This is a genomic window from Stenotrophomonas sp. (assembly GCF_050737075.1).
Classification (GTDB): Bacteria; Pseudomonadota; Gammaproteobacteria; order Xanthomonadales; family Xanthomonadaceae; genus Stenotrophomonas.
Genome location: NZ_JBOHXV010000013.1, coordinates 1 through 11,685, shown reverse-complemented (window position 1 = coordinate 11,685; position 11,685 = coordinate 1). Strand labels below are relative to the sequence as shown.

The 11,685-nt window shown below is 65.3% G+C and carries 13 protein-coding genes; all 13 read left to right on the top strand.

Translation table 11 applies throughout. From position 1 onward, the window contains the following. The first annotated feature begins 2 nt into the window (after positions 1-2). Positions 3-1,280: a phage minor head protein gene (locus ACREPD_RS04665; protein ID WP_431598224.1), complete on the top strand. Its 1,278-nt coding sequence runs from the start codon at positions 3-5 to the stop codon at positions 1,278-1,280. Next, a complete protein-coding gene (locus ACREPD_RS04660) occupies positions 1,280-1,852 on the top strand; it encodes a phage virion morphogenesis protein (RefSeq protein ID WP_431598223.1) in 573 nt (190 codons plus the stop codon). Before ACREPD_RS04665 ends, ACREPD_RS04660 begins: the two co-directional genes overlap by 1 nt. A 224-nt stretch (positions 1,853-2,076) precedes the next feature. Then, positions 2,077-3,291, top strand: coding sequence for a hypothetical protein (locus tag ACREPD_RS04655; RefSeq protein ID WP_431598222.1), 1,215 nt, complete (start codon positions 2,077-2,079; stop codon positions 3,289-3,291). A 61-nt stretch (positions 3,292-3,352) separates the two neighbouring features. Continuing rightward, positions 3,353-3,709: a capsid cement protein gene (locus ACREPD_RS04650; protein WP_431598221.1), complete on the top strand. Its 357-nt coding sequence runs from the start codon at positions 3,353-3,355 to the stop codon at positions 3,707-3,709. A gap of 60 nt (positions 3,710-3,769) precedes the next feature. Then, on the top strand, positions 3,770-4,726 hold the full coding sequence (locus tag ACREPD_RS04645; RefSeq protein ID WP_431598220.1) for a hypothetical protein: 957 nt from the start codon (positions 3,770-3,772) through the stop codon (positions 4,724-4,726). A gap of 68 nt (positions 4,727-4,794) precedes the next feature. Then, positions 4,795-5,283 carry a hypothetical protein gene (locus ACREPD_RS04640; RefSeq protein WP_431598219.1) on the top strand — a complete coding sequence of 163 codons (489 nt, stop codon included), beginning with the start codon at positions 4,795-4,797 and terminating at the stop codon, positions 5,281-5,283. A 9-nt stretch (positions 5,284-5,292) separates the two neighbouring features. Next, positions 5,293-5,820, top strand: coding sequence for a gp436 family protein (locus ACREPD_RS04635; RefSeq protein WP_431598218.1), 528 nt, complete (start codon positions 5,293-5,295; stop codon positions 5,818-5,820). Further along, complete coding sequence (locus tag ACREPD_RS04630) at positions 5,817-6,284, top strand: phage tail terminator protein (RefSeq protein WP_431598217.1); 468 nt, start codon at positions 5,817-5,819, stop codon at positions 6,282-6,284. Before ACREPD_RS04635 ends, ACREPD_RS04630 begins: the two co-directional genes overlap by 4 nt. Next, a complete protein-coding gene (locus ACREPD_RS04625) occupies positions 6,281-6,442 on the top strand; it encodes a DUF7210 family protein (RefSeq protein ID WP_431598216.1) in 162 nt (53 codons plus the stop codon). Before ACREPD_RS04630 ends, ACREPD_RS04625 begins: the two co-directional genes overlap by 4 nt. Before the next feature lie 2 nt (positions 6,443-6,444). After that, complete coding sequence (locus ACREPD_RS04620; protein WP_431598215.1) at positions 6,445-7,206, top strand: hypothetical protein; 762 nt, start codon at positions 6,445-6,447, stop codon at positions 7,204-7,206. After that, positions 7,206-7,709: a DUF6631 family protein gene (locus tag ACREPD_RS04615; protein ID WP_431598214.1), complete on the top strand. Its 504-nt coding sequence runs from the start codon at positions 7,206-7,208 to the stop codon at positions 7,707-7,709. Before ACREPD_RS04620 ends, ACREPD_RS04615 begins: the two co-directional genes overlap by 1 nt. Before the next feature lie 143 nt (positions 7,710-7,852). Then, on the top strand, positions 7,853-11,422 hold the full coding sequence (locus tag ACREPD_RS04610; RefSeq protein ID WP_431598213.1) for a phage tail length tape measure family protein: 3,570 nt from the start codon (positions 7,853-7,855) through the stop codon (positions 11,420-11,422). A 2-nt stretch (positions 11,423-11,424) separates the two neighbouring features. Further along, the coding region (locus ACREPD_RS04605; protein WP_431598212.1) for a hypothetical protein at positions 11,425-11,685 on the top strand (261 nt) is incomplete at its 3' end.

Genomic DNA, 11,685 nt, shown 5'->3' with positions numbered 1-11,685 from the left:
CGATGGCTACGCTCGCCTATGGACAGCTGCCCTTCCAGGAGCAGATCGAGTTCTTCCGCCGCAAAGCGAACGTGCTCACCGAGAGCTACCTGGACGTTTGGGGAGCCCAGCACGACACCAGTTTTATGGTGGCCGGTGCAAACCGCGACGCGCTCTTGGCCGACTTCCGGCAGGTGATCGAGCGATCGATTAGCGAGGGGCGCACGTTGGAGCAGTTCCGTTCCGACTTCGATCGGATCGTGGCCACCTACGGCTGGGACTACAAAGGCGGTCGGAACTGGCGCTCCCGGGTCATCTACGAGACCAACCTGCGCCAGAGCTATAACGCTGGCCGCTGGGCCCAGTTGCAGGCGCTGATCAGGGTTCGACCGTTCTGGCGCTACAACCACAACGACGCCGTCGAGCAGCCGCGTCCACTGCACGTGTCCTGGAACGGCCTGGTGCTTCGGCATGATGACCCCTGGTGGCGCTGGCACTTCCCGGCGAACGGCTACGGCTGCCAGTGCTATGTCGATGCCCTGAACGAACGTGACCTGCGCAGGCTGGGCAAGGATGGCCCCGACCAGGCACCGCCGATGGAAATGCACCCAGTCTTGATCGGTCAGCGCAGTCCTGGTGGGCCCAGGGAGGTATTGACACCAGCCGGCGTGGATCCTGGCTTCGGCTATGCGCCAGGTGCAAGCGCGGACCATTGGCCGACGCGCCGTGGTGGCCCCGTCACACCGCCATCGCTTGCCGGCCAGCTTGATGCTGCCTTGCAGAGCGCCTTGGCAACCACTGCGCGCCTGCCTGCCGCCCCGGCGGCGGCCAGTGCTGCCCAGAGCCTGGCCCTGCCGCGCGCAGCCGACGCGCTGCAGGCTGGATACTCCAAATGGCGGGCTGCGATCGAATCCGAGGCCAGCCACCCGGCGCGATACCTGGTCGGCGCGCTGTCGCCGCAGATGCTCCCGCCAATGGTGCAGGCTGGGCTGCAGCCGGCCACCGCCGCCATCCAAGTCCTGGCCACGCAGTTGCCCAAGGTGGTGCCAGGTGCAATGGCCATTGCAGTTGCGGATCTGCCCACACACCTTCGCAGTCCACTGGCTGTGCTGCTGGATGTGCTCTTCGGCCGATTGCGCTACGTACTCGCTACCGGTCGGGGCCAGCACCTGGTGATCGATGTCGCCGTGTCCGATAGCGGGGTCAATACCGTGCTGGCACAGCCCCGAATGGTCACGAATGCAGAGCTTCGGCGCGAGGTGGCCAGCGGCACCCTGCAGCTGCTGCAGGGGGAGGTTTGATGGCGAACATCGAAATCACGAAAGACACCGCCAGCCCGGGCATTGCAAAGGCTATCCAAGCCATGCGCGCCGACGGCATGCGGCTGATGCTGTCGGATATCGGCGAGTATCTTCTCCGTGCCACGCGCGATCGCGGCGCGCGTCAGGTGGCACCGGATGGCACGCCCTGGGCACCGCTATCGCCGTCCTACAAGCGATACAAGGACCGCAAGCGCCCAGGCGTACCCATCCTCAAATTCGACTTTCATATGCTCGGCGACCAACTGTCACACCAGGTCGTGGGCGACACACTCTTCGTGGGCACCAATGCGCCTTATGGTGCAATCCACCAGTTCGGCGGCAAGATCAATCGGCCCGCTCGATCCACGCGCGTCCACTTCCGCCAGGAGCGCAGCGGTGAGGTTGGAAATCGATTCGTTCCGCTCAAGCAATCCAACTTCGAGCAATGGGTCACGATGCCGGCATACCAGGTCAACATGACGGCGCGTCCGTGGTTGGGTTTGTCGTCGGAAGATGAGAAGGAAGTCGTTGCGATTGCCTCCGATCACCTCGCGGGCCTGTTTTCGCAATAGTCACGTAGAAGCGCATGGGCGGCCCGCAGAGCGCCGCCCGCCACACGCACACGTGCATCGGGGTGGGGAAGTGTCTGACAGCGCTCTGTGCGCGATTCAGCACGACTGAGCGCCTCATGCAACGACGTATGCTTCCGTGACGGCAATTGCCCGCGTACACGCGAGGCAAAATGCTGTGAACCCGTGCAAATGACCTGAGCCCGGCCGGCGCCGACGATGGCGCCATGAACAAGCCCACCGCCGCACTGCAGATCTTCAAAGCTGGCACTCATGTTGCCGAGGACGGCCGCACGCTGACCTTCAGCGAGGCGGACGTGCAGCAGATCGCCGACAGCTATGACACCGCGCTTCACGAAGCGCCCATCGTTGTCGGCCATCCCAAGACCGATGACCCGGCCTATGGCTGGGGCAAATCGCTGTCCTCGCGCGATGGCGTTCTGTTCGCCGAGCCGCACGAGGTCGACGCCACCTTCGCCGAAATGGTGAACGCTGGACGCTTCAAGAAGATCAGCGCCTCGATCTTCCTCCCCGATACGCCTGGCAACCCGACCCCCGGCAAGTTCTACCTGCGCCACATCGGCTTCCTCGGGGCCCAGCCGCCGGCCATCAAAGGTCTGAAATCGGCGTCCTTCTCCGATGGCGGGGAAAGCGCGTGCTTCGCGATGTCGCTGACCTCGCTCGGCTGGAACCTGACCGATCTGTTCCAGCGCTTCCGCGACTGGCTGATCGACAAGGAAGGCCTCGAGACTGCTGACCTGGTCATTCCGCAGTGGCAGATCCGTTCGATCGAGCAAACCACGCGCGATGACGATGGCAGCCGTGCCTCCATCAGCTATTCCGAACGCGGCGTCCCTGCAGCCCCGCACCGGGGCCGCCTCATCAATGTCATCACTGCGGTGACCAACAACCGTGACCAGATCCAAACGGAGAGCGAACCCATGTCCCAAGAAAAAGATACCGCCCAGTTCGCCGAGCGCCAGCAGGTGCTCGACAAGCAGGCTACCAACCTGGAAGCGCGCGAGAAGGCCATTGCCGAGCGTGAAAATTCCGCCCGCCGCCAGGATGCCGCGTCCTTCGCGGAAGTCCTGGTGAACGACGGCAAGGTTCTGCCGCGCAACAAGGACGCCATCGTCGAGCTGCTGCTCGCCCTGCCGGCAGACGCCCAGCCGTTGAACTTCGCCGAGGGCGATGGCCAGGTCAGCAAGCCGGCCGAGCAGGTGCTGCGCGAGCTGTTGGCTGGCTTGCCCAAGGCGGTCGACTTTTCCGAAAAGTCACGTCATGACGGCATCGATACCAGCGCGCCGGCTGACTTCGCCCAGCCCGGCGGCCTGCAGGTTGACGCTGCCGGCATGGAGCTGCACCGCAAGGCGCTCGCACACCAGCAGGCCAACCCCGGCATCACTTACCTGGCCGCCGCCAAGGCGGTGGGTGCGCGCTGACCGCGCCACAACCTGACTCGCTCTGTCCCCTGTACGCATCCCGCGCCTGGAGCGCACGATCATGACCCAGAAGATCTCCGTATTGACCTTGGCCATCAGCGCGGTCGCCGCGCTGGCCGCCGAGCGTTTCATCACCGCCGGTGGCGACTACCCGGCCGCAGGCAGCAATGCGTTTGGCGCCGCCACCACCTCGGCAATGCCTGGCGAGCTGGTGGCTACCGACGTGATCGGCACCACCGTGATCACCGCCGGTGGCGCGATTGCCAAGAACGCCTTCGTCCAGGTCGGCGCGGCCGGGAAGGCCGTCAGTCGCACCACCGGCATCGCGGTGGCGCAGGCGCTCCAGGCTGCGGCCGCCGATGGCGATCGCATTGAGGTGCTGCTGATCCCGAACGGCCCGGCCGCGCCTGCGCCGTAACCACCAGTTTGAGCGGCGCTGTGCCGCCGTCCACCTCCTTCGAATCCAAGAGATCCCGTCATGACCCAGCAAACGCTCGCTCAGACCCGCGTAATCGATCCGATCCTGACCACCCATGCCCAGGGCTATCTGCGCCCGGGCAACGTCGGCCGCCTTCTTTTCCCGATCGCTACCGTTCGTGCCTACGGCGGCCAGGTGCTGGAGTTCGGCAAGGAAAGCTTCCGTCGCTACAACACCAAGCGCGCTCCAGGCTCGGCGACCAAGCGCATCACCTTCGGGTACGCCGGCAAGCCCTATGCCATCACCCCTGCGGGTCTGGAAGCCCTGGTTCCCGACGAGAACCAGAACGATGCGTCGGCGGTGCCCGGTCTGGACCTGGCCAGCGACGCCATCGACCTGGTGCTTGACACCCATGAGCTGGCCCACGAGTACGAGTGCGCCGAAATCGCCCGCAACGCCACCAACTACGACAACAGCCATAAGGCCGCCCTGGTGGGTGCCGACCGCTGGACCGGTGACAGCAGCGATCCGACCCAGGACATCAGCGCCGCCAAGAACGCCGTGCGGGGTTCGATCGGTGTACGTCCCAACACCGTTCTGCTCTCGGCCTCTGCTTTCGCAGGCCTGGAGTCGAACAAATCGATTATCGACCGGCTGAAGTACACCGGTCGCGACGCGGTAACCACCGAAATTCTGGCCCGTCTCTGGGGCGTGCAGAGCGTGGTTGTCGGTGAGGCCGTGGGCGCGACGGGCCAGGATGATGATCTGGGCGATGTGTGGGGTGACGACGTGATCGTGGCCTATGTGGCCCCGCCGACCGGTGGCAACAGCCGTAGCAATGCTCGTCCCAGCTACGGCTACACCTACTCGATCACCGGGATGCCGCTGGTGCGCAAGCCGTACCGCGACGAGAACGCCCGCTCCTGGGTGTACCCGGTCGATGCCGATCGCACGCCGGTGCTGACCGGCCTGCTGGCTGGTTACTTGATCCAGAACGCTGGCGCCCCGGCGGCCTGATCGCAGACGTTGACCCGCAGGGTTGGCGGCGAGCCGCCGCCAACCCTGCCACCACCAGGAGAATGTCCGTGGCCAAGCGCCAAGGCACCAACAACGCCGCCGGATCCAGCAAGAAGGAAGCGCCGGACACTGCGGCCCAGACAGCAAGTGCGCAGGAAGCGGCCGTGCAGCAAGATCCGGCGGCGGCGAAATCCCCCTCGGCGGAAGATCAGGCAGCTGCCGCGCAGATTTTTCCCCCGCAGGCTGATGATCTGCAGGAAGGCGCGCAGGCTGCCACCGTCGCTGAATCCCCCAACCAGGCGGACATCCACTCTGCTATCCAGAACCCCATCCAGCTGATCGTGACTGGTGCTCCGGTCGCCGCCTCGCTGGAAAACACGGCGCCGGGCTGGCTGCAGCCCACGGCATTTTTCGAAGTACTGACGCCCTTCAAGTTCCGCGGCCGTGTCGTGAAGCCACGGGCCTGGATCGAGCTGCCGATCGAGGAAGCCCCGCTGTACCTGGCTGCCGGTGTCGTGGGCGACAAACCCCGCGAGCTGCCGGACGATACCGAGTAGGCCCGTCACATGTATTGCACGCCCACACATCTGGCTGCAGCCAAGCTCGCCCGCGAGCTGGCACAGGTCGCTACGCCGGAGCGGCATAGGATCGTCGCTGACGATTTGATGGAAGCCACGCTGCGCGACGAAGACCGGAGCCAGTTCGACCCGGACGAAATCCTGGTGGCCGATGAAGCCTTGGCGGTGATCAGTACGGCGTTGGTCGACGCTGACGGGGTGATCGATGGCTACCTGGTCATGCGAAAGCCGGTCGCCTACAAAGTGCCGCTCAATCCTGTGCCGGGCATCGTATCGACCTGGGCGCGCTGGATCGCCAGGTACTTGCTGCACAAGGACCGAGTCAATACCCAGGAGCGCACCGATCCAGTGGTGCGCGACTACCAGCAGGCCATCAAGTTCCTGGAACTCACCCGAGACGGGAAGTTCAGCCTGGGCGTCGATGATCCGTTGCCGCCGGCTGGTGGTGGCGCGCCCGAATGGTGCGCCCCCGAGCGGCAGTTCTCTGGTCGCACGCTGCGGGACTACGGCGAATGAACGCCGCACCGTTCGATGTCCGGTTGGTGCAGGACCGGCTGCGCACTTCCGTCCCGGCGCTACGCAGCGTCGAGGGCTCTGCGGATTTTCAGTCGATCACCAGCCTGCAAGACTTCCCAGCCCCTTGTGCCTACGTGGTGCTGGCACGCGAGAAGGGCCAGCCGAACGAGCCCGGGCATGCGCCGCGCGGCCAGATGGCAGCGGTCAGCCAGATCATGGTGGTCACCTTCGCCGTGGTGCTGGCGGTGCGCAACTACCGCGAGCAGCGAGGGTCCCAGGTGGCTGACGACCTCGCCGCAATGCTCAGCGCCACCCGTGGCGTCTTGATCGGATGGGTGCCCGATGTCCGGGGCGCCCGGGCATGCCAGCTCCTGCAGGGCGACATCCAGGACTACGACGCCGGCACCGCCCTGTGGGCCGACGTCTATCAAACCCAACACTCCATTGGAGGAGCAAAACCGTGAGCGAAAAGCCGGAACCCAAGCAGGTCGAGGTCACCCTCGCCAAGAGCCACACCCATGCCGGCGCCGCCTATGAGGTTGGCGCCAAGATCAAGGTGACCGAACCGGAGCGCGATTGGCTGGTCGCTCAGGAAGTCGTCGCCGCCACGAAGGAGAAGTAATCATGAGCGGTTCGCTTTTTTCCCTGCAGGGATACATCCGTACTGGCGAGGTCGACGCCGCCGGCAAGATCGGCAAGATGCGCTGGGTCGGCAACGTCCCGGAGGCCACCTTGGAGCTGGCCACCAGCAACACCGACAAGAACGAATCGTTCTCGGGCAAGCGCCTGCAGATCGGCCGCCTGGCAACCGGTACCACCGCCGCGCTCAACCTGACCCTGGACTACTGGTCTGCGGCCAACTTGGCACTGGGCTTCCAGGCCACGGTAGCCGACATCGCGGCCTCCACCGTGACTGGCGAGGTGTTCCCCTCGGGCCTCGTGGCGGGTGACCAGGTTCGCCTGGATCATCCCTTTGCCAGCGCCCTGGTGCTCACCGACAGCGCCACGACCCCGGCGACGGTACCGCCTGCCAACTACGACCTGGTCGGCCACGGCAAGAACATCGTGGAAGTGAAGAACGTCGGCTCCCTGCAGCAGCCGTTCAAGGCGGCCTACAGCCACGAAGCCGCCGAGAACATCGTGTTGTTCTCGGCACCGGGCAAGGTGACCTTCCTGCAGTTCGATGGCATCAACACCGAAACCGAAGAGCCGGTGATCATCGACCTGTGGCGCGTCCGCTTCGATCCGGTCAGCTCGCTGGGCCTGATCAACCAGGAGTACGGCAACCTGGCGCTCAGCGCGGCGGTCCTGTACGACACCACCCGTGCAGCTGATGCCGCTCTGGGCGGCTTCGGCCGCATGTTGCAGAAGAAGGCGGCCGGCTGATGGCCCGCAAGGTCGACCGCACGAAGAAGTCGGGGGCGCCCAAGTCGGGCGCCCCCGATGACCTGGACGTACTGCACCCCGAGCGATCCACCGTGATCGATGGCCGGGAGGTAACTGTCCGTGAGTACGGTTTTATCGAGGGCGCACGCCTGGCGCCGAAGATCAAGCCCCTGACCGATGACTTGCATGTACTGATCGCCGATGCCGCCACGCCGCCGGGCTTCGATGCCATCAGCGAGGTGCTGGCCAGCCATATCGACAACGTCCTGGAACTGATTGCGATCGCGGCCGATGTCGAGCCCGAATGGGTGGCCGGACTGAGCGACCAGGACGGCGATTTTCTGGCGATGCTCTGGTGGCAGGCCAATGCCAATTTTTTTATCCGGCGCGTACTGCGCAAGGCCGCCCAGGAAAGCGTGGCCAGGTCGTTGGCTGGGGGCATGTCTACGCAGTCCTCATCCGAGCCGGATACGGACGAAACCCCGCCGAAATCGGACAGCTGACCCAGCGGCAATTAATGCTCTTCCTCAAAGAAGAGGAAAACCGCGAGCGGCGCGACAGGCGTAGCCGGTTGATCGATATCAACGCTGCCTTCGCAGGCGGTGACCCAGCAAAGAAGCTGCTCAAAGACTTGGAGTAATCGCCCGTGGCTCGCAACAACGGCAACCTGGAACTTGCGCTCAAGATCCGAGCGGATCTGGACCAGGCCGCTGGCGCCCTGCAGACGGTTCAGTCCGGGCTTTCCGGTGTGGAGAAGTCGGCCAAGGGTGCATCGACGGCACTGTCTGGCGTAGGCAAGGACGCCAAGGACATTGCCGATGTCGGCAAAGGCGCCAACGAGGCAGCCACGGCTCTGCAGCGCGAGGGTGAAACGGCCGAGCAGGCCGCCGCCCGCATTCGCCAGGTGGTACAGGCCTCTGTTGCCTACCAGCGCGCCCTGCAGGACCAGTTGGCGGCCAGCCGGGCTGCAGGCGATGCCGAGTCGCACCGTGCCGCCGCCACGGCCGAACAGGCGCAAGCCTCGCGCCAGGCCGTCCAGGCAGCCTTCGCCTCCCAGGCCGCCACCACCACGCAGATCCAGTCCATCACCGAGCTGCAGCAGCGCGTCGATCGCGGCGCGCGGTCCTTCGAAGACCTGGCCGAAACCGAGCAGCTGCTCGATCGCACCGTGCGCGCCGGCCTGGTGTCGAGCGAGGAACAGGCCGAGATCTTCGGCAAGCTGGATAAGCAGGAAAAGCAACTGCTCACGGGCAAGGAGCAGATGGCGGCCGCGCGCACCAAGGAAGAGCGACAGGTGCAGCAGCTGCTGCGTGCCTACGACCCGGCGCACGCGGCGCTGGCAAAGCTGGACGCCGATGAGGCCAAGCTCAAGAAGTCCGTCGACGCAGGCACGCTGTCGCGCGAGGCCTATAACCGGGCAATGGTCGGGGTAAGCAGCCAGCGCGCCCACTGGAAGGAAATCAGCGACGGTGTCGACCAGGCCGATCGCAAGATGCGCAACCTGAACCTGTCCGCCCGTGAAGTCAGGACCAGCCTGGCCGGCGTCAGCGCCAACCTGCTGCAGGGCAATCTCTCCGGTGCCAGTAGTGCGCTGCTCAATCTCGGCACGCGCGGCACCGCCGGCCTTGGCGCATACGGGGTTGCCCTGGGCGGTGTGGTGGCCACCCTCGGTCTGTTCGCTGTCGCCTCCTGGAAGGGCTATCAGGAGAATCGCCAGCTGGAGCTGTCGCTCATCGCCACCGGCAATGCGAGCGGGGTATATGCAGGCCGTTTGGCAGAAATTCGCAATGCCACCGCCGGCGCCACAGGCGAGTACGGCAACGCGCAGAAGGCCGTGATCGCGCTCGGCAACTCCGGCAAGATCGCCAGCGACAGCCTGCAGACGGCCACCCAGGCTGCAATGGACCTGTCCGAGCTGACCGGGGACAGCATCGAGCAGACGACCGCCAAGATCATCGCCCTGGCCAAGGCGCCCAGCGCGCAGCTGCAGGAGCTCAACCAGCAGTACAACTTCCTGACCCTGGAAGTGTACGAACATGTTCGGGCGCTTGAAGACCAGGGCCGGCAGACCGATGCTGCGCGTGCCGCGATCGATGCCTTCGCAGAGGTCCACGAACGCCGGGTCGCAGAAGCTCGCGCCACAGCCGGCATGCTGGAGCGCGCATGGGTGGGGGTCAAGTCAGCCGTGCTTGGTGCTTGGCAGGTAATCAAGGACGTCGGTCGTGACGATGTGGACGCCCGTCTCAAGCGTGCAAAGGAAGATCTGCAGTTCTTCCAGACCTTAGCCGACAGCCCCATCCCGGGCGACAAGGGGCGAGCGACGGCGGGCATCCGCAACACCAATGCGCTGATCGCGTCCCTTGAATCGGAGCGGTCAGGCCTGGAGGCCCGCGCTGCCGCCGACAAGAAGAACCAGGACGTGCAGAACGCAGGCATTGCCGCGTCGAAGGCCATCCAGGACCAGCTCGACGCCGGCGCGCCCAAGGCGGAGAAGTACGGCAAGGCGCTGGATGACCTGAACAAAAAGTTCCGGGCATTGCGTGACGCGGCCGAGGCTGGGGACAGCGATAGCCCGCTGCTGACTGACGTGCTGTTCAAGGCAGATGGCAGCATTAGCGGTGGCGCCTACGACCAAGCCAAGAAAGCCCTCCAGGACAAAGCCAAGGAAACCTCCAGCACCGCTGGAAGGAAGGCCCCGAAGAGCGACGGCCAAAAGGCCGAAGAAGCCGGCCGCCGAGAGCTGGACAACCTGCAAAAGCAGGTTTCTATGCTTGGCGACCTGGAAGAAGGCCAAGCCAAGGCCGGCGAGGCCGCGCGGATCCGCTACGAGATCGAGGAAGGCGCCTACAAGAACGCCAGCGCAGCGCTCAAGAGCGAGCTGGTCGACTACGCCCAGCTTCTGGACGGAGAGCGCCAGCGAATCGAGATGGCCAAGCAGATGGTCGACGTCCGCTTGCGGCTGGCGCAGCTGCAGGGGACCGGCCAGGACGCCGAGCTGACCAAGACCACCAAAGAGCTGACGCGCCTGCAGCAGCAGCTGGAGAACCTGGGCAAGACGGGCGATGCGGCCGACGTCGCAAAGCTGCTGAACTTGACCCAGGCGAACGCCGAGCTGAAGGAACTGCAGGAGGTCTACAACCGCACGATGGGGGAGATTGCGCTGGAGCAGCAGCGCATCCAGGTCGAGCTGCAGGCCGGGCTGACCACCGAGGGCGATGCACAGCAGCGGATCGTCAACCTGTACCGAGACAAGCTGGGCACGCTGCGCGAACTCGTGCCTCAGATGCGCGCGGCAGCAACAGCCCTGGGCGATCCCCAAGCACTGGCGGCCGTCGAGCAGATCGAGCTCAAGCTCCGGGAGATGGCCGAAACCACCAACCTGCTGCAGCAGAACGTCCGCAGCACGTTCCAGAGCGCCTTCAAGGAAGCGTTCATGTCCTTGGCATCGAGCAGCGGATCACTGGGCGATATCGTGCGCAGCTTCTTCCTGTCGGTGTCCACCGGCTTGGCCGAGTTCGTCGCAGAACAATGGTCACAGCAGCTTGCCAATCGCATCACCTCGATGGTGTTCGACAAGGGTGTCGACGTCGGCGCCGAGGCGGCAGGCGCTGCGGCTACCCAGGCCTCTGCGGCAGCGTTGTCCACAGCCGCTGCCGGCGTCACCGCCGGCGCCGCCGCCGTGACCACCAGCTCTACTGCCCTGGCCACATCCAGCGCCGGCCTGATCAGCGGCGCAGCAGCGGTCACCGCCGCCGCTGTTCAGATGCAGGCTGCTGCAGCTGCAATGGCCACCGCCAATGCGATCGGTGCGGCCAGTAGTTTCGCTACCGGTGGCTACACCGGTCCTGGCGGCAAATACCAGCCCGCCGGCATCGTCCATGCCGGCGAGTTCGTGCATCGCCAGGAGGTGGTACGCCAGCCAGGCGCAATGGCGTTCCTGTCCGCGTTCAACCGGGTGGGCATGGCGGCGATCGATGGCTGGCGAAACGGCTATGCCGACGGCGGGCCGGTGGTGGCGCCAGTCGTCAGCGCCGCGCCGTCCTACTCGATGGCCAGCCCCTCGCGGGCGCCAGCCGCCCAGCTTGGCCTGCGCATGGTCAACGTGGTCGACCCGGCCCTGGTTGAGCACTACCTGGACGACCCGACCAGCGACCGAACCTTCGTCAACAAAATCGACCGCAACTCGGCGGCGATCCGCAAGCTTCTGGAGTTCTGAACATGGCATGGAAAACGGGAACCGCCGCCAATCACCGCGACCTGCTGCAGCAGCTTCGTGACTTCCTCACGGCAGATGCGGCGCTGGTGGCCGCTGGCCAACAGTGGGCCGTGGTGGGGGGCGTGGCCAGCGGTGCGCTCGCCGCCAATGATTTCGTGTCGCTGAAGGGGCGGGGCCTTGCCGGGGCCGACGAGATCTTCGTCTCGCTGCAGGCTTACACGGTGGCGTCGAGCAACTACTACAACTTGGCCCTGCGGGGGCAC